13 protein-coding genes are annotated in these 19,615 nt (G+C 36.1%); 6 read left to right on the top strand and 7 right to left on the bottom strand.

The annotated features are described in order from the left end of the window. Positions 1 to 90: 90 nt before the first annotated feature. Positions 91 to 2,430, top strand: a complete 2,340-nt coding sequence (gene pheT / locus AAGD93_RS03520) for a phenylalanine--tRNA ligase subunit beta (protein ID WP_341819874.1) — start codon at positions 91 to 93, stop codon at positions 2,428 to 2,430. On the opposite strand, the gene AAGD93_RS03515 is transcribed toward pheT, so the two are convergent. Continuing rightward, a complete protein-coding gene (locus AAGD93_RS03515; protein ID WP_341819873.1) occupies positions 2,421 to 5,168 on the bottom strand; it encodes a hypothetical protein in 2,748 nt (915 codons plus the stop codon). The genes pheT and AAGD93_RS03515 overlap by 10 nt on opposite strands. Positions 5,169 to 5,226: 58 nt before the next feature. After that, entirely contained in the window at positions 5,227 to 8,568 is a 3,342-nt protein-coding gene (locus AAGD93_RS03510) for a class I tRNA ligase family protein (protein ID WP_341819872.1), read from the bottom strand. A gap of 177 nt (positions 8,569 to 8,745) precedes the next feature. On the opposite strand from AAGD93_RS03510, the gene AAGD93_RS03505 reads away from it, so the two are divergent. Further along, complete coding sequence (locus tag AAGD93_RS03505; protein WP_341819871.1) at positions 8,746 to 10,212, top strand: peptide MFS transporter; 1,467 nt, start codon at positions 8,746 to 8,748, stop codon at positions 10,210 to 10,212. Positions 10,213 to 10,358: 146 nt separating this feature from the next. Here AAGD93_RS03505 and miaB read toward each other — a convergent pair whose 3' ends face one another. The 3 genes from miaB to hemJ all read right to left on the bottom strand — a co-directional run bounded on the left by miaB (position 10,359) and on the right by hemJ (position 12,675). After that, positions 10,359 to 11,678 carry a tRNA (N6-isopentenyl adenosine(37)-C2)-methylthiotransferase MiaB gene (miaB, locus tag AAGD93_RS03500; protein ID WP_010962578.1) on the bottom strand — a complete coding sequence of 440 codons (1,320 nt, stop codon included), beginning with the start codon at positions 11,676 to 11,678 and terminating at the stop codon, positions 10,359 to 10,361. A 185-nt stretch (positions 11,679 to 11,863) separates the two neighbouring features. Further along, on the bottom strand, positions 11,864 to 12,193 hold the full coding sequence (locus AAGD93_RS03495; protein WP_156518006.1) for a hypothetical protein: 330 nt from the start codon (positions 12,191 to 12,193) through the stop codon (positions 11,864 to 11,866). A gap of 53 nt (positions 12,194 to 12,246) precedes the next feature. After that, a complete protein-coding gene (gene hemJ, locus AAGD93_RS03490; RefSeq protein ID WP_010082641.1) occupies positions 12,247 to 12,675 on the bottom strand; it encodes a protoporphyrinogen oxidase HemJ in 429 nt (142 codons plus the stop codon). A gap of 55 nt (positions 12,676 to 12,730) precedes the next feature. Here hemJ and pdhA point away from each other — a divergent pair, with 55 nt between their 5' ends. Both pdhA and AAGD93_RS03480 read left to right on the top strand, forming a co-directional pair. Then, complete coding sequence (gene pdhA / locus AAGD93_RS03485; RefSeq protein WP_065094725.1) at positions 12,731 to 13,711, top strand: pyruvate dehydrogenase (acetyl-transferring) E1 component subunit alpha; 981 nt, start codon at positions 12,731 to 12,733, stop codon at positions 13,709 to 13,711. Between the two features lie 408 nt (positions 13,712 to 14,119). Continuing rightward, positions 14,120 to 15,043 (top strand): RluA family pseudouridine synthase, encoded by a 924-nt coding sequence (locus AAGD93_RS03480; RefSeq protein WP_341819870.1) that lies wholly within the window; start codon positions 14,120 to 14,122, stop codon positions 15,041 to 15,043. A gap of 7 nt (positions 15,044 to 15,050) precedes the next feature. Here AAGD93_RS03480 and AAGD93_RS03475 read toward each other — a convergent pair whose 3' ends face one another. Then, positions 15,051 to 16,313: an MFS transporter gene (locus AAGD93_RS03475; RefSeq protein WP_341819869.1), complete on the bottom strand. Its 1,263-nt coding sequence runs from the start codon at positions 16,311 to 16,313 to the stop codon at positions 15,051 to 15,053. A gap of 61 nt (positions 16,314 to 16,374) precedes the next feature. Continuing rightward, entirely contained in the window at positions 16,375 to 18,177 is a 1,803-nt protein-coding gene (aspS, locus tag AAGD93_RS03470) for an aspartate--tRNA ligase (RefSeq protein ID WP_341819868.1), read from the bottom strand. Between the two features lie 196 nt (positions 18,178 to 18,373). Here aspS and AAGD93_RS03465 point away from each other — a divergent pair, with 196 nt between their 5' ends. Next, positions 18,374 to 18,805, top strand: a complete 432-nt coding sequence (locus tag AAGD93_RS03465; RefSeq protein WP_174515653.1) for a hypothetical protein — start codon at positions 18,374 to 18,376, stop codon at positions 18,803 to 18,805. 3 nt (positions 18,806 to 18,808) lie between these two features. Continuing rightward, positions 18,809 to 19,432: a heme ABC exporter ATP-binding protein CcmA gene (gene ccmA / locus AAGD93_RS03460; RefSeq protein WP_213862934.1), complete on the top strand. Its 624-nt coding sequence runs from the start codon at positions 18,809 to 18,811 to the stop codon at positions 19,430 to 19,432. Positions 19,433 to 19,615: the final 183 nt, after the last annotated feature.

The raw sequence follows: 19,615 nt of genomic DNA, 5'->3' as shown, positions 1-19,615 counted from the left end.
TTGTTTATGATGTAGAAGTATTCCACTACAACAAGCTTTAAAAGCACTACATTTTATATTACAATAACTTTTTTATTTCTTGTTAGATCGATGAAATTCACGTTATCTTGGTTACTGGAGTATTTAGAAACCAATGCTAGTTTAGAAGAAATTACCGATAAATTAACTCACATAGGGTTAGAAGTAGAAGATGTGATCGATAATTCCAGATTGACTGGGTTTATCGTTGCAGAGGTATTAGAAGTCGTACCTCATCCAAATGGTGATAAATTAAAATTATGTAAAGTAAATGATGGAAGTAAAATTCTACAAATAGTCTGTGGAGCAAACAATGTTAGAGAAGGTATGAAAACTGTACTTGCATCTCTTGGTAGCACGTTGCCAGAAAGTGATCTCACAATTAAGTCCACAAAAATACGAGGAATGCTAAGTGAAGGGATGCTCTGCTCTGCTTCTGAACTTGCGCTGGTTCAAGAGAAAAGTGAAGGAATAATCGAGCTTTCTGATGATTATAAAGTAGGGGATAAATTTTTCAATTGTGACCCTGTAATTGATATAAATGTTACTCCAAATCGTGGAGATTGCTTAGGCATTTATGGAATAGCTCGCGACCTTGCTGCAACTGGAATTGGGACATTAAAGACTTTAAGCATTCCACAACTTACCAGCTCCATAAATTCACCAATCGATGTTGAAGTTACTGACGGGGAAAGTTTTATTAGTGGAATATACATCGCCAATGTAAAAAATCAAGAAAGCCCAAAATGGTTAAAAGATAGGCTGGAATCGATAGGAATGCGCTCCATTTCTGCAATAGTTGATATCACGAACTATATTATGATATCTTTCAGCCGCCCAATGCACGCGTATGATGCAAAAAAAATAGAAGGAGAGCTCACAGTACGCAAAGCAAACGACGGAGAAAAATTTGCTGGTTTGAACGGTAAAGAATACTTATTAAACACGGACACAAGCGTTATTTCTGATAGTAAAAATATTCATGGAGTTGCTGGAATTATAGGTGGAAAGTATAGTGAATGTACTCTTGAAACTACTGATATCTTTTTAGAGTCTGCTTGGTTTGACCCTATATCTATCGTTAAATCTGCAAGGCAGATGAACATCTCCACAGAATCTAGTTACAGATTTGCACGCTCAGTTGATCCTGGATTTACCCTTGAGGGACTTAATCTTGCAGCTAAAATGATTTTTGACTTATGTGGTGGAGAAGCCTCAAGTGTAGTGTCTGCTGGCAGCTTAGATAGTGCTGACACCAAGGTGAGCTTTGATTATCAGGATGTGAACAAGTTTGGAAGTGTGTCTGTATCGCCTGATGAGGTGCTTGATATCTTAACGAAACTAGGGTTTAGTATTGATAAAAAAACCGAAGGCAATTGGAATGTACAAGTACCAAGCTGGAGACCGGACGTGACAATACCGGCTGACCTAATCGAAGAAGTAACAAGGATATACGGCTATGACAAAATAAAAGAAGAACCACTACCAAATAATGTTGAAGAAGTAGATAGTACATACGACAATTTGCGTATTTTGATGACAAACAGAGGGTTTCATGAAGTGCTAACCTGGTCGTTTATGAGTGAATCAACAGCTGAAAAATTTGGTTACTCGAATAAGTTATTTATCATCGATAATCCGTTTAACAATAGCTTTAATATAATGAGACCAAGTATTATGCCAAATTTATTGCAAGTTACTGCTGATAATATTGCCCATGGAATATCTGATCTTGCAATCTTCGAAATCGGGCCGATTTACGATGGTGAAGCTCAGTCTAAACATGTTTTAAGTGGAATAAGAACAGGAAATAATTTACCGCGAAACCATTATAATACTAATAGGAAAGTAGATGTTTTTGATGCAAAGGCTGATTGCATAGCAGCTTTGGAGTTTTTTAACGTCAATTGCGATAATTTAACGATAGAGAGAGCAGAAAAAGAACATTACCACCCAGGAAAGTCAGGCACTCTCTCTTTTAAGAATAAAGTAGCAGGTTATTTTGGAGAGTTGCATCCTAATATATTAGATCTTTTTGACATCAAGCAAAAAGTTGTAGGTTTTGAGGTGATATTAGAAAATATTGAAAATTTACCTGTAAGTAGAAAGAAATTTATCGATTATAAATACCAAAGTGTAAAACGTGATTTTGCATTTATTGTAAATAAGGATGTGAAAGTAGGTAACATAATCAATGTGGTAAAAAAAAGCTCAGAGCTCATCACAGAAGTTTTAGTATTTGACGTATACCATGGAAATAATATAGAATCGAATAAGATGTCTATAGCATTGTCAGTTACTTTCTGCTCTCCAACTCACACTTTAACTGAAAAAGAGATCCAAAAAGAATCAAGTGCTATAGTTAATTTAGTATGTGAAAATACCGGAGGAACTTTGAGAACTTATCGTTGAGTCACAATCATAGTTTCCTGCCGTTGCTGTGTCACACTTACTTCATCCAATTTATTTCCAATATTGAATTCAATATCCTTGAAAAATCTATCCCACATTCCATGCAAATGCTCTTCTATTTTAGGCCACACATCATTTTTAAATGTTACCCCATCATCAGAAAATAAATTACCTAAAAAGGCTCCAACACCTTCATAATTTGACTGAAAACATTGAAGAAATGTCTCTCCTTCTTTATAAGTATTATGTGCCACATTTAACGCTTTTCTCTCTGTAGTCTCTTTATAAGCATTTGATGCTCCAATCTTTATTGCACCAAACATAACTTTACTCCAGTTCTTAACTTTCTGTATACAACCTTCACTATTTCCTGGTATATTATTTATTATATCTTTTGTCAAATTATCTATCAAAGGAGACAATAAACCTTGATAAAAGTGCTTGATATTATTTTTTGTTTTTATCACAGGACTTTTTATGCATTTTTCTGCCAAATAGTATTCAAGTTCCGCTTCCTCTAACAACTTCTTAACTGCTTCTTCGTTAAAAGTTTCACGCTCGAACTCCTTCAGTAAATCATCCTCTATTATTGCAAACTTTATTTTTTCGCGAGATTCTAGTTCTTCTATATAATCATTTTTTGTTTCTTCATTTATCAACAATCCTTTTTCTTCTAATTCTAACTGTTTTAATGCTTTGAGAATTTCTTGGTTATTTTTCAAATGCTTCTCTATTAATTTTGTACTTGGATGCTGTTCTCCTTTCCTATTTCGCTCACCTTCTAAATATTTGTTTAAATCCTCATTTTCTTCTATTACTTTCCTTAACGATATAGGTTGCTCTAAGCATTCTGCAATTTCCGCTCGGTGCGCATTAATCCTCTGTACTAAATCCGGCTCCTTTTCCTCTAACAGCTTACATGAATCCTCTATACCCTTTGCTTGGCCTTTGAGTACATTTTGTATTTTGCATTTCGTTATTTCTAAATATATCTTTGCTACAAAAGCATTTACTTTATCTGAAGCTTCTTTTAAATTCTCACTCAAAGAACCTTTTATCTCCTTTTCTAAATCCCGAAACTGGTCTATTAAGCTGAGCATGCCTAATAGGCCTAACTCACCCTTGGCTTTTTTCATTACTGATTTTACTAGCCTTTGCTCAACTTCTTGATCATCATACTCGAACTTAAAAAGACCTTCTAACCTTCTTCTTAAAACATCACCTGCTAAATTATTCTTTTTTACATCTCCATATATTTCTTTCAATTTTTCATGTATCCTAATATATCTTTTTTGTCCTTCTTTTTTTAAAAGATCAATCTCTTCTTTAGCATTACCTAGAGCTGTCTCTGTTTCTCTACTATGTATATATTTATAAACATCAATAATTGTTCTCTTAGCTATCTTCCCTTCTTCTTTAAGCCGCTTCCATTCTGCTTTAAATATAGGAAGCTCACTATGATCTAAAACATCCGGTACTTTTGCTCCTGCTTTTTTCAGATCTCTTATTATCACTTCTTTCTCACCTGGTAATTCCTTACCTTGACTCTCTAATTCCTGTCTCACTAAAGAATTTTTTATCTCATCTTCCAGTGAAAAACCTTCTTTCCGTCTATCCAGCTGAAACCTAACTGCTTGTATAAAGGCAACTTGATAGGCGTTGTATATTAAGTGAGTTGTCAACTTAAAATCTATGCTACTTACCACTTTTAACCTGAATTCGTCCAACAATTCCTTCAATTTATCATATGTAATCTCTTTCTTTTCTAGCTTTATCAGTTCTTCCATAGTCTTCGCAAATTCTTGAATAGAAGTTGCAAGCACATTCTTGATCTCATTACGTAAAGGCTTAAGACCATTTTTTAAGTGGATATTAGCTGATAATTTCAGTATGGTATTATGTTCTGAATCACGTGCAACATTAAACCAACTACCATCTTTATCTTCGTATAAATCTCTAAGTAGTTGTTTAAATTGCGGTGGAAACTTAACTTCCATATTCCACTTAATGTCTGCTTCAATAGCCTCTATCTCATGAAAAGACACCTCAATATTTTGGTGTTCATTTTGACATAACCCATTACTTATTTTAATAGCAGCAATCAAAAAATGAGATAATTTTTTATTTAAAAGATAAAAAGTAGCCAAAGCGAGTGTTGCAGGAATAAGTAATGCTGCAAGCACAGCGATATTAACAAGAATCACTATTGCAGCAAGAACACCATATGCCAATCTTTTTGCTGTACTTTCACTTACTTCACTTTTTTTTGTTTTATTCTCCTCTGAACTGATTTGTGTCTTATCATTTGTTTTTAATTTATTATATACGGCTAATCCTAACGCAGTGAAAACTATATAAGGAAACATTAAAACTGATAGAGCTAAATTTAATACTTTCTTCTCCGGGCAAGCTCGATTTACCTCTTTAAATATTCTACTTGATATATTATACCAAGAAGTAAAAAAATCAGAGTTATAATCTTTATAATGAAATATACTGAGTGGAACGTTAAAATTAGCTAACGGCTCTTGTTCTTCCACAGCATCAAAAAATTCTTCTTCCTCTTCTGAAGTAGCAAGACCTAAATCATTCCCTTCTTCTACATTAGAAACAGCTTCCATAGCATCAAAAGACTCTTCCTCTTCCAAAGTAACATTGGAAATAGATTCTACTTTACCTAAATCATCACTGTTGTTATTCAAATTAACAACTTCCTCACAATCTACAACAGCATACATACCATAACCTTACCCCAATTACCCTAAGTATAGCACAAATGCTAACAATTTGCAACTATCAACAATCTAACTTAATACCAACAATTGAATCTTGGTATTCTTTAGAGTAAAAGTTGATTCCAATTTCTATATTAACCTCTAAAGATAAGGCTAGAGTTTGCTCTTTTATATATTCACTCCACGTATTTATTGCTTCCTTAATTTTCTCATCTTCTGTTTTGATTATTACTCTGATTCTATTTGATACATGAAAATCAGCTTGTTTTCTGGTTTCTTGAATAAGCCTCACGGCATCTCTCGCTAGCCCTTCTAGAATTAATTCATCATTTAGTTCAGTATTTAGAATGACAATCCCTTTATTGTTATCAAATACAGAGGAATATTCACTGTTTGCTTTTAACAATAGTTCATATTCGCCTTTTTCTATAATATAGTTCTCTGATTCGTCTCCTAGAAATATCTGCTCATTCTCAACTTGCTTCCATTTTCCCTCCTTGACATATTGAACTAGCTTCTTGATTTTGTCTGGAATTCTTTTCCCAAGCAGTGGGAAATTTAGCTTTAACTCTAGTGATGCAATACCTTCAAGTCTGTTTACTAATTCCAAGCTTTTTACATTCACCTCATCTTTTATCATCTCCTGGTACTCATTTGAATCTGCAGCACACTGTATCCCAGTGTCAGCTACTTGGATAACAGGAGAGAACTCTGGGATGACAGAAAGCGGTTCACCTTCAAGAAAACTACAGGAAGACTGATGATAAATGATCATACTGCCAAGCGGCTGTCTGATACGTATATTAAAAGTGTTTCTGATCGAAAGTGCAGAGTTGCACACCTCTCTCACTAAATCCATCTTGGCAATGAGCTGACTATCAAACTTCTCTAATTGTGGGAAATCAGCCAAATGAACAGATGTTTCTTCATACTTAAGCCCTTGCCATATATTCTCTGTTATAAGTGGCAACAAAGGAGCTGCAGCTCTTAGTATGTAATAAAAAACCGTATATAGAACATTATAAGCATCAGTTTTATCCTGATCCAAATCACTTTTCCAAAAACGCTCGCGACTGCGACGAATATACCAATTATTTAGCACTTCAAAAAAGTTCATTAAAATTTTGCAAGCCTCTTGGGAGTTATAGCTGTTCATAGAAGCTTGGATACTTTCTACAGCTTCAAAACATTTGGAAATCATGTAGCGATCAATAGTACTTTGATAATCCTTACAAACTTCAGCTTTAATTCCATCTGCATTTGCATACATAGTAAAAAAGTGATAACTGTTCCAAATAGGTTTTATTACGTTTTTCAGAACATCTCGTATTGAGTTTCCTTCTTTATCGAGTAGCAAATTACCACCACAAACAATAGATCCAGAAAGCATAAGAAAACGCAGTGCATCAGAACCGTATCTATCAAAAACCTCCATTGGATCTGCATAGTTATTCAAACGTTTGGACAATTTTTGCCCTTTTACATCCAAAACAACACCGTGGCATATGCAGTTCTTAAATGGTTCCCTATCAAACAAAGCAGTGAACAATACAAAGAGCGTATAAAACCACCCCCTGGTTTGCGCTATGTATTCAGTAATAAAATCCGCAGATTCAAACCACTCCTTATTTTCAAACGGATAGTGGACTTGCGCAAATGGCATCGAGCCAGATTCAAACCAGCAGTCAAACACGTCAGGTACACGGCGCATAACTGATTTTCCTACTGGGTCATCAGGATTTGGTCTTGTTAAAGTATCGATAAATGGTCTGTGCAAGTCGTCTATTTTAACATTAAAATCTCTCTCCAGTTCTTCTATTGAACCATATACATCTACTCTTGGATATCTCGCATCATCTGATTTCCATACAGGGATTGGCGTACCCCAGAATCGATTGCGTGAAATTGACCAGTCGTGTGCCCCTTCAAGCCATTTTCCAAATTGACCATCTCTAATGTGGTTTGGTATCCAATTAACTCTCTTATTTAGCTCTACCATTCTGCTTTTGAATTTTGTAACAGCAACATACCAAGAAGGCATAGTGCGATAGATCAAAGGAGTGTCAGTTCTCCAGCAGTGTGGATAATTGTGAATATATTGCTCAGTTTTAAACCAATTCCCTTGCTCTTTTAATTTTTTTATTACTGTATCATTGGTATCAAAAACATGAACCCCTGCCAAATCTGAAACTTCAGCAGTAAATTTTCCACTGTTATCAATTGGACAAATAACTGGAATATCATGGCTTTGGCAAAGGTAAAAATCTTCCTCACCAAATCCAGGAGCAGTATGCACAACGCCAGTACCGTCTTCTTCCGTCACATAATCAGCAATAAAAACGCGAAATGCATTTTTTGTGTCTTTAAAATAGTCAAACAGTGGTTTGTAAGAAAGACCTGCAAGATCATTCGCTTTAAGTTTTATATTGCAGTTTTCATATGGAATATTGTTTTGTTCAGAGTGGCTGATAAATTTCTCTAAGTAGCTTTCAGCAAAAATGTATATTTCACCATTCATTGAACTTCCTTCACTACTCCCTGTCATCCCAGTGCCCAGACACTGGGATCCAGAAATAGATTCCAGCGTCACGCGCTGGAATGACATCAAAGGGTGGACTGACACTGCACAATACTTAATATCTTTTCCTATTGCTAAAGCCAAGTTGCTCGGCAACGTCCAAGGAGTTGTAGTCCAAGCAAGTAATTTACACTTTCGTTTAACACTTTTAAATTGCTGTGGGTTTTCTAAAAGCTCAAATGCAACAGTTACAGCTTTGCTAACTTTTTCTCTATACGCATTATCAAGCCTTGTTTCGAAATTAGATAATGGAGTTTCGCATGCCCAGCTATATGGTACAACGCGCACTGATTCATACACCAGACCCTTATCATAAAGCTGCTTGAATGCCCACATGACCGACTCCATGAATGATTTATCCATAGTCTTATAGTCATTGTGAAAGTCTACCCACCTTGCTTGCCTATTTACATACTTCTCCCACTCTGATGAAAATTTCATCACAGAAGTACGGCAATGATCGTTAAATTTATCTATACCAAACTTCTCTATCTCAGTTCTACCAGATATTCCAAGTTCTTTTTCTGCACCCATCTCAGCCGGCAATCCATGGCAATCCCAGCCAAATCTACGTTCAACCCTTTTTTGAAGCATAGTTTGATATCTTGCAAATGCGTCTTTGATGAAACCAGTGAGTAAATGTCCATAATGCGGAAGTCCATTTGCAAACGGAGGCCCATCGTAAAAGACAAAACAATTATCCTTGGAACGTTCTTCAACTGACCGCTCAAAAACTTTGTTTTCCTGCCAAAATTTTATGATTTCCTTTTCTAACGATGAAAAATCAGGACTACTTACTGTATCAGGATAATGCTTTGACTTCATGTTCGCTATGTAAAACTAAAGAATATAGGGCTTTCTGAAAAATTACAAATTCAAAAATATTTTCCGTAGCTCACACCCCAACAAACTATTCTGCCGAGCTTCCAATACCTTTTTTTAAGTTTTACTTGCAGTTTTTATTGTTTTACTTAACATTAACCCAAGCTTTAGGGGTATTTTATGGATCAGAAGACAGATAAGTTTCCACAATTTTTAAAAATGTTGTGCTTTGTTGAAATGTGGGAACGTTTCTCTTACTATGGAATGAGGGCACTTTTGGTCCTATTTTTGACTTCTCACTTAGGTTTCACTGATGAGAGGGCCTTTACTATTTACTCATTATTTGCTGCAATAGGTTATGCTATACCAATACTTGGAGGTTTTTTAGCTGATAAGTTGATGGGATTCCGCAACATGGTGTTGCTTGGAGGGATAGTGATGATAGCAGGTCATGCTTGCATGTCATTAGTTGACTTTGAACCAGGTTTATTATATTTAGGTTTATCTCTAATAGCCATAGGTACTGGTATGTTTAAAGGGAACGTAACTAACTTACTTAGTTCATGCTATGGCAAAGACGATCCTGAACGTAGCAGAGGCTTTACTTTATTTTACGTAGGCGTGAATATTGGAGCAATGTTGGCTTCTATTTCATGTGGTTATGTAGCCCACTTGTTTGGCTGGCACTACGGCTTTGGTTTAGCTGGTATTGGGATGTCTATAGGGCTAATCTTTTTTCTCAAATTTCAGAATCTTTTAGGAGATAGCGGCCTTTCTCCTTATCCAGAGCTTATGAATAAGCGCATATTAGGGATTAAAATTTTTGGTATAGTATTGATAGGAAGCTTTCTGTCATCATCAATAATTGCTAAAATGCTTATACATAGTGAATTTTTTACTAATATGCTCATATTTGTTGGAATAACAGCTCTGGGCATATTTATTTATATAATATCTAAATTATCAGCAGAACAAAGACGAAAATTAGTGGCATTATCTATTCTTGTGGTATTTTTCTTGTGTTTTTTTGCTTTAGAAATGCAGCTTGGCTCTTTAGTTAACTTATTCACCGAAAGAAACGTTATTAACAATGTATTAGGTATAACAATTCCAGCTTCAGTTTCTCAAGCCATAAATCCTTTGTCAATTATAATACTTGGCTTTCTTTTTGGAACATACATGAAGTTTAAGCAAAAATATGCAACTTCCATGTTTACCCTTGGCCTTCTGACAATGGCTATGTGTTTTTTCACACTGTACATAGGATGTTTAAACTCTAACATTGAAGGTAAAGTAGAATACTTATATTTAATAATTGCTATCTCCTTTATGGGACTGGGAGAATTATGTATTGCTCCATTAGTCCAAGAACAAGCAACTACACTAGCCCCCAAAAACCTTAGAGGAGTAGTGATGGGTATAGTAATGCTGTCATTAGCGTTTTCTAACCTAGCCGGAGTTGCAATATCAAAATTTATGTCAGTTCCTTCAGTAAATGGTAAAATAAATTATTTAGAATCTTTAGAAATATATAAAGAGGGTTTTTTAAAGGTGGGAATATTTAATTTAATGCTCGTTATTGTATTTTTATTCTTCTTCAATTTTATACATAAAGTTGTTACTAACTCATCTTGTACAAAAAATTGATATAGGTAAGCTCAAGACTACTATTTGTAGGTTTAAGGTACCCGTTCAGCAGAGGTAGCAATTAAACTTTGTAACTTTTGAAAAAGATTATGATTGCATTTTTTCAATACTCTTTGCTTAAGATTTATATTTAACGCTGCTTAAAATCAGTGAAATGCACACCCCAGCAAACTACTCTGCCGAGCTTCCAACACTTTCACATTTACTATTTTGTCCCTGTATTTATCTTCAGAATCATCAATGCACACTGATTGCATATATGGGCTTTTACCAATAATTTGGTTTTGGTGTTTACCTTTTTTATCGCTAAATAGAACAGGTATAGTTTTGCCTACCATACTCTGGTTAAACTCAAGTTGTTGCTTACTAATTAATTTCTGTAAACGAAGAAGGCGCTCTGTTTTAACCTCTTCTGGTACTTGATCTTTTCTTTCCGCTCCCGGTGTGCCTGGTCTTGGGCTGTATTTAAAACTATAAGCCTGAGCATATCTAACTTTTTCTACTAATTTCATAGTTTCTTCAAAATCTTTTTCGGTTTCTCCAGGAAAACCAACAATAAAATCAGAAGAAAATTCGATTTCAGGTTTCAATTTGCGAAATCTGTCTATTATTTCCAAATACTCCTCTGCAGTGTGTTTCCTGTTCATCGCGTGCAATATTTTATTCGAACCAGACTGCACAGGCAGGTGAACAAACGGCATGAGCTTTGGCTCTTCCGCATGTGCCAAGTAGAGAGATTCATGCATATCTCTTGGATGAGAAGTTGTATAACGAATCCTCTCTAGCTTTTCAATTTTAGCAATATGACTAATTAATTTTCCTAAATCCCACACTTCCCCTTCGCACTCCCCATGGTAAGCATTGACGTTCTGACCAAGCAAATTGATCTCATTTGCCCCATTTGCAACTAATTTCAATGCTTCACGAAATATTTCATTCACTGGACGTGAATACTCAGCTCCACGAGTATAGGGCACTACACAAAACGTACAAAATTTATCACAACCCTCTTGTATGGCAAGAAACGCAGAAGACCCCTGGCTATTGCCATAGCATTCATCTGGCAATTTATCAAACTTTGCAACTTCAGGAAAATCAGTGTTTATTACATGACCTTTACTTCTGCTTGCTTTGACTATCAGCTCCGGTAAGGTAGCGATACTCTGCGGACCAACAACAATATCAACAAAAGGAGCCCTTCTGAACACTTCTTCTCCCTCTGCTTGCGCTACACACCCAGCCACCACTATAGTCATTTCTTTTCGTAACGAATGAATCTTCCCAAGCTCTGAGTAAAGTTTTTCTGCTGCCTTCTCTCTAATGTGACAAGTATTCAGTATCACTAAATCGGCTTTCCCTGCATCACTAACAACGTTGAACCCCAAAGGTTTAATTACATTTTCCATTAAAACGGAGTCATAAACGTTCATCTGACAGCCGTAAGTTTTAATATATAGGCCTTTCATATTTGGTATGTCTTTTTCAAAATTTCTTCACCCTACACGTAAATGTCTAACAGACCAGCGCGTGACGCTAGTGAACTTGCTAGCACAATAGATTTTGACAAAATTATACGAAAAACTGGATCCCAGTGTCAAGCACTGGGATGACAAGTTCTCGGCAACCCCTACGTCATACCATCACGGTATCTCTAGATCCCGCTAACAAGTAGCGGGATGACGGTTGTCAGGGTGTCATGAAAGTAGCTAACACTGGCTTCCATCCAAGAGGGCAGTGCCCTCTTCTTGTCATCCCAGTGCTTGACACTGGGATCCAGGAAAAAGAATGGTGTCATCCGAGTAGCTTGACACTGGCATCCAGGAAACTTAATTGCAAGTAATGCATTGAGTTTGGTGAGTATGGGTTTTGCGTTATAGAATGAAGCACTTTTGGTGAATTTGTAAAGAAAGCTGGATCCCAGTGTCAAGCACTGGGATGACAAGAAAGGGAGCACTGGAATTTTTATTTCAGTATTGTACATTAGCCATGCATCTGAACAGGTACGAGCTTTCTGCTTTTTTTGGGTAAGGTCAGTCAAAAAGGTTTTACAACAACCATAATAACTATAACTATTATCAATACTGTAACTGCTTCATTTAAAACGCGAAAATAAATATGTGACTTCTTATTCGAACCCATTGCAAAATTTTTCCTATATTTTGCAAGTAGCATATGAATAATTAACATCAAAAGTATTGCAAATGCTTTTACATGAAACCATCCTTCACGATATGCTTCCCTAATAACCATTAGTGTAATTCCAAGACCAAGTGAGAAAAGCATTGCAGGGTTTATGATATATCTAAGTAGCCTCTTTTCCATTGTTTGAAGCAAGCTATCATTTTCCGATCCCGGTTTTACAGTTGCATGGTAGACATAAAGCCTGGGTAAATAAAGCATACCTGCCATCCACATGATAACAGAGATAACGTGAAAAGCCTCAAGCCAGTGGTAATAGTTCATTAGCAAAAATTTAAAATTCCTGGTATTGTGTTAGTTTAATGAAAAAGAAATCGATATGAAAGCAGAAAATTTCACTAAAGAACAGATAATTGGATTCTACAGGAAAATGCTACTCATACGCAGATTTGAGGAAAAAGCAGGACAATTATATGGGATGGGATTAATAGGCGGGTTCTGTCACCTATCAATAGGACAAGAAGCAGTTGCAGTTGGAACTCAAGCTGCATCAAAATTAGGTGACGCTTTTATCACAAGTTATAGAGACCATGGCTTAATGCTCGCATGTGATTCTGATCCAAATGTTGTAATGGCAGAGCTTACCGGCAAAGAAACAGGATGCTCGAAAGGTAAAGGTGGTTCGATGCACGTATTTGACGTTGAAAAAAAATTCTTCGGCGGGCATGGAATAGTGGGAGCACAAGTTCCAATTGGCACAGGAATAGCATTTGCTAATAAATATAAGAAAAAAGATAATGTGGTATTTACATATTTTGGCGACGGTGCTGCAAATCAAGGACAAGTATATGAATCGTTTAATATGGCATCTTTGTGGGAGTTGCCTGTGGTTTACATCATAGAAAATAATGAATACGCAATGGGAACCTCCGTGCAAAGATCAACTTTAGTAACAGAGTTATATAAAAGAGGAGAAAGTTTTGGTATTCCTGGAAAACAAGTTGATGGAATGGATTTTTTCTCTGTTTATGAGGCTACAAGCGAAGCAGCGGAACACACACGCAGCGGAAAAGGGCCTATCCTGCTTGAAATGAAGACATATCGATATCGCGGTCACTCAATGTCAGATCCTGCTACTTATCGCTTAAAAGAAGAAGTTGAAGATATGAAGCAAAATCATGACCCTATAAGCACTTTAAAGAAATACATGACAGATAATAAAATGGCTTCAGAAGAAGAGTGCAAAGTAATTGATAAGGAAATACGTGATTTAGTAAAAAAGTCGGAAGATTTTGCCAAAAATAGTAAAGAACCAAGCGTTGATGAGCTGTATACTGATATTTATAAATTTGTTAGCTAATTTTTTTATCCAGAACTGTACAAACATTGTATAGTAAACGATGTCATCCAAATAGCTCCTTCTCCCGTCATCCAAGTGCCCTCCTTTTTTTGTCATCCCAGTGCTCTGACTACTTGGATCCAGCTGAGTTGGTGAGTATAAAAGTATAGCTAACGCAAGCTCTACGTCATGCCGCCGCGAACCGTCATACCGCGATTCATTCGCGGTATCTCTAGATCCCGCTAACAAGCAGCGGGATGACGGTTGTCAGGCTAGCTGTCATCTCAGTAGTCTCCTTCTCCTGTCATCCGAGTAGCTGACACTGGTTCCTTTATGACGGCAGTAGCCCCTTCGGTGTCATTCCAGTGCTTGACACTGGAATGACACCAATAATTGACATTTCACTAGATATTCATTATAAATAATGGAATGCTACAAAGTATAAAAACCATATTAATAGAAGACGATAACGTTAGGCTGGATAGGTACATCAGAAGAATCTTTCCTGATTTAAAGCAATCTGTAATTGAAAAATCTTTAAGGAAAGGATTAATCAAAGTTGATGATTGCAAAGCAAAGTCCAGTGATAGAGTAAATTCTGGGCAAACTATAACGCTGAAGCACTTGAATTATATTGAAAACGCTAATTCTGATCGCAAATATAATGAAAAGTTAGTGAATCTACTAAGAGAGAACATATTATATGAAGACGAATATATACTAGCTATAAACAAACCCGCAGGGGTCATCGTTCAAGGTGGCGTAAAAGTAAAGATTAGCATGAGTGATTTGCTTGACCAAATAAGAGAGGGAGAAACATTTAAAATTGTCCATAGGCTAGATAGAGATACGAGTGGAGTGATAATATTCGCACGCAACGCTAATGTTGCCAGATACCTTATGGAAGAATTTAAAGGACGAAGAGTAAAAAAAACTTATTTAGCATTAACTTCTGGCATACTGAGCAAGGATAGTGGAACAATAGACTATCCATTGGTGAAAAAATATGTTTCAGGTCAAGAAAAAGTGGTCGTTGATGAAAATTCACCTCAGAATGCCACTACGCATTTTTCAATTATAGCAAAATCCAAACACAATGTTGCTTATTTAAAATTACAACCAATTACCGGCAGAACCCATCAGTTACGTGCACATTTAGCTCATATAAATTGCCCTATTCTTGGTGACGGTAAATATGGTGGTAAAAAAGCTTTTATTGATGGGATAGCAAATAAAATTCACCTTCATTCGCATTCTTTATCTTTAAAACTGCCAAACAATAAAGAAATCACTATCACCGCTCCTATCACTAAACACATCGAAAAATCCATTGAAGCGCTATTTTTCGACTGAAACGATTTCACCAATCAACTTTTCTGTCTTTGGCTTTAATTTGAAGCACAGATATTAGGCTAATTAATGCGCAGGCAGTAAGATAAATGCCTGCTGCAAGTTTTGTTTCGGTTTTTTCTATAAGCCACATGCATATGGATGGAGAAAGGCCACCAAATATTCCTGCAGATATGTTATGTGCGAGGCTAAAGCCCGTGCACCTAACTTTCGTTGGAAATAACTCGCAAGCAAGAGAATTATATATTCCAAAAGATGCACTTATTGGTATGGTTATTAGCCAATAAGTGGGCGTTATAACATAGTGGTTATCATAGGACAGTAGCGAAAATGCCGGTAAGCTAGCGCAAGCTAATACTATTAGTACAGGAACCATCACGTTTTTCCTCCCAACTTTATCAGATAACGTTGCGAACAACACTGCAGATGTTCCAAATATAATTTCGCTTATAATTCTTACTACATTTTTAATATCGATGCCTGACAGGGTAAATTCTTTTACAGATATGTTGTAAAACATGATTGCTGAATAAACGATTGCATTTTGAGCAATACCAAGTCCAATTGCTATCACAAATGCTTTTTTATAGTCCCTGATTAACTCTAAAAATGGAGAATTAGATAAGCTTTTATTTTGATCGTGCACTTTATATGCTAAGCTCTCTTCCATTATATATCTTGTTAAAAAGCCTATTATGCCCATAATGAAGCAGAAATAGAAGGGCAACCTCCAGCCCCAAATTTCATAATTTTCACCTGTAAACTTTTTGCAAACAGCTATCATTACAAAGCATGTAATAGAACCAAGAGCACCACTAAAAGCTTTCATGCTACCTAAAAAGCCTAGATTTTTTTTATCGCTTGAATGCTCTATTAAAAAAGCTGAATTGATACTTGTTTCTCCACCTGCTGCCATTCCTTGTGTTATTCTACAAAGCAGAAGCAGTATAGGAGAAAATATTCCTATTTCTTTAAAGCTTGGTATAATCGCAATTGCAGTAGATGATATCGAAGCTAATATTACGGAAGTCAGCAAAATTTTCCTTCTGCCGTATTTATCTCCAATGTAACCAAAAATAAATGCACCAAGTGGTCTAAATCCAAATCCAATTGCAAAACTACCAAGAAATTTGATTGTGCTTAAATAATCGCTTTCTGAAGGAAAAAAAACATTGCTTATTATATGTGTTAAAACTCCAAATAGAGTTAATTCATACCATATAATCATGTTGCAGATTATGCCCGATAGTATTGCCTTTTGGATGTTAGTCATAATCTTTCGATTTAACATAACCTAATATATCATTAACCGGTGCTCCTTGCTATAAGATTTTTCACTCAATGATCTGCAAAGACAACTCACGTAAATGCTTATCCTCCACCTTGGAAGGAGCACCCATTAGAACATCTTCACCTTGCTGGTTCATAGGAAAACAGATTACTTCACGAATATTTGGCTCATCAGCAAGCAGCATAACTATTCTATCAACTCCTGGTGCTATTCCACCATGAGGAGGAACACCAAATCTGAATGCACGTACAAGTGCACCGAATCTTGTATCAACTTCTCCCCGGCTATAACCTGCAATGGCAAAAGCTTTATACATGATATCCAGTTTGTTATTACGAATCGCCCCACTTGACAGTTCTATTCCATTGCAAACAAGATCATATTGGTAAGCAAGGATATCCAGTGGATTTTTGTCCTCTAAATCTTTCAGACCACCGTGTGGCATGGAGAATGGGTTATGAAAGAAATCGATTTTTTTACTTTTATCGTCATATACAAAATATGGAAAATCAATGATCCAACAAAACTTGAAGATATTATCATCTATAAGACTGAGTTCTGACCCTAAAAGAGTGCGTACTTTTCCTGCAATGTTTGCCGCCTCATTCTCTTTGTCAGAAGCAAAAAATACACTATCTCCTGGCTCTATGTTTGTTGCTTCTCTTATGTGGTTTAGCCTATTTTCATCAAGAAATTTAGCAATTGGGCCTTTCGCAGTTCCATCTTTATCAAACGTTATATATCCGAGACCCTTAGCACCGAATTCTTTTTGCGCATGTTCTATCTTTTTATCAAATAAGCTGCGTGGTTCCTCTGCTGTTTTAGGTGCAGGGATGGCTCTCACTACCATACCACGCTCAATATTGCTTTTGAAAATATTGAACCCTGAATCACGGAAAATTTCTGTAACATCGCTGATTAATAGTGGATTACGCAAATCTGGCTTGTCAGAACCATACTTAAGCATTGCCTCTTTGTATGTAATGCGTGGAAAATCTTTATCGACAGACTTGCGAGAAAATTTGGCGAACACTTTATATAAGGTAGACTCAATAATCTGAAAGATGTCTTCTTGAGTTACAAAAGACATTTCAAGATCTAGCTGATAAAACTCTCCCGGAGAACGGTCAGCCCTTGCGTCTTCATCACGAAAACACGGTGCAATTTGAAAATATTTATCAAACCCTGAGACCATGAGCAATTGCTTGAAAATCTGCGGAGCTTGCGGCAATGCATAGAATTTACCAGGGTTTAGTCTGCTTGGCACCAAATAATCACGTGCACCTTCAGGAGACGAAGCAGTAAGTATTGGAGTCTGAATTTCCAACAACCCTTGCTCTATCATGAGCTTGCGGAGTTCTGCAATAATTTGTGAGCGCAAAATAATATTGTTGCGGACTTTTTCACGTCTTAAGTCAAGAAATCGATATTTAAATCTCATGTTTTCTGGGTATTCTTGCTCGCCGGTAATGCTTGCCAATATACTTCTTTCTTCTTTTGCTATTTCTTCATCAAAGTGGAACTCAACTTCCGACTCAACGCGCAAATTGTTGACTATCACCTCGATTTCTCCGGTAGAAATAGAGCTGTTTACCGTATCTTCAGTTCTAGCTTCAACTATTCCTGTAACAGTAATTACACTCTCCAATTTTAAATTTGATATCTCATCAAAAAAGTCTTTGTCATTATTAAATACTAGCTGAGTGATTCCGTAGAAGTCTCTTAAATCAACAAAAATTAGGTTACCATGGTCGCGCTTACGATATAACCATCCAGAAAGGGTAACTTCCTTTTCTACGTCGTTCTTCCTCAGTTCATTGCACGTATGAGTTTTACAGCAGTTCATATTTGTTTCACTTCTAAATTCTTTAAGAAGTATAGAAATAAACCTTATTACATACAAGCCCGTTCGTCAGATATTTGCGCAATTTTCGAAATAGAGCAGTACTGCTTTTATATTGTCTTTACCCGCAAAAAAATTGCACAATTTCTATAATTATGGTATAATAGCAAGGGTATTTTTAATGAATTAGATACAGGAAATGCCACTTACACAGATCATATTATATAGCGTAACATTACTTGCTGTAGCTGCAGTATTTCTCTTTTTGAGAAAAATATACAAAAATCGCATTAGAAAAATCATATTTCCTAGAAAAGTTTTTAAAGAAGAGTGGGAAGAAGACAGAAAATTCAATGAATTATATCAAAAAAATAAGCAAAAAGAGTTGATGAAACAACAAGAAACGCTACGCGAGAAACAAAAAGATGTGCAAGTTTATAAAGAAGATCCAGAAATAGTTGACATAGCAAAACCGGTAGGTAAATGGACAAAGATGGTTATGATGGGTAATGGTTTAATGCAGCGTTTTGCACAATTGATACATAGAGAAGGCGGACAGAAAGGATTTTGGGAGCTGTTTGTAAAAGCTCAGGCTTCAACTCAAGGTAAACATAAGGGGAAGGGCAGATAATCCATGCTTGAATGTGAAAATTTATCCTGCGCTCGTAATAATAAGGTACTATTTAAGAATCTCAGTTTTAAAGCTGAGCTAAAATCAAAGATTCTAATCACTGGTCCAAATGGTAGTGGTAAAACCAGCTTAATTAGAAGTTTATCTGGACTTTTACCGCCGGTATCAGGCAATATAAGGCACTGCGGAAAAGATATATATGATGATCCAAAATCCTATATACCTTCTATGGTCTATATAGGCCATAAGAATGCCTGTAAAGATAGCTTAACTGTTGCTCAAAACGTAGAATTTTGGGCAGGAATACGAAATACTAGAGAATTGATTGTGGCAGCTATTTGTTGCTTGCAGTTGCAACCTGTACTTAATATTAGATATGGCGAACTTTCTGCAGGCTGGAAAAGGAGAGTTGCGCTTGCTCGCCTCTTGATTTCTAATGCAAACGTTTGGCTGATAGATGAACCATTTTGTAATCTTGATAGTGCAACGTGTGAATTAGTGCTGAACTTAATCTCAATACGCTCTGAGCAAAATGGTATAGTAATTATTACAGGGCATAGCTCTACAGAGCAATTGTGTGATTTTACAACGATTGATATACGCGATTTCAATAGACTTCTTGCATAGTTTTTGGCAGCACGTTAACAACCATTAGAAACGAAAAAACTTCCTTGACACCCTTCGCCAGTCCCCTTATCATGATATGTATAACAATGTTACAAAAAATAATATCATAGAATTCAAGAAGATAATTCCTAGAGGGTTACTCATCTATAAAAGGCCGAATTTTGTTAGCTATTTAGATGTAAA

This window comes from Wolbachia endosymbiont (group A) of Brachyopa scutellaris (genome assembly GCF_964026995.1).
GTDB classification, from domain to species: domain Bacteria; phylum Pseudomonadota; class Alphaproteobacteria; order Rickettsiales; family Anaplasmataceae; genus Wolbachia; species Wolbachia pipientis.
The sequence above is the reverse complement of the archived record's forward strand: the minus strand, read 5'-3'. Positions and strand labels throughout refer to the sequence as shown.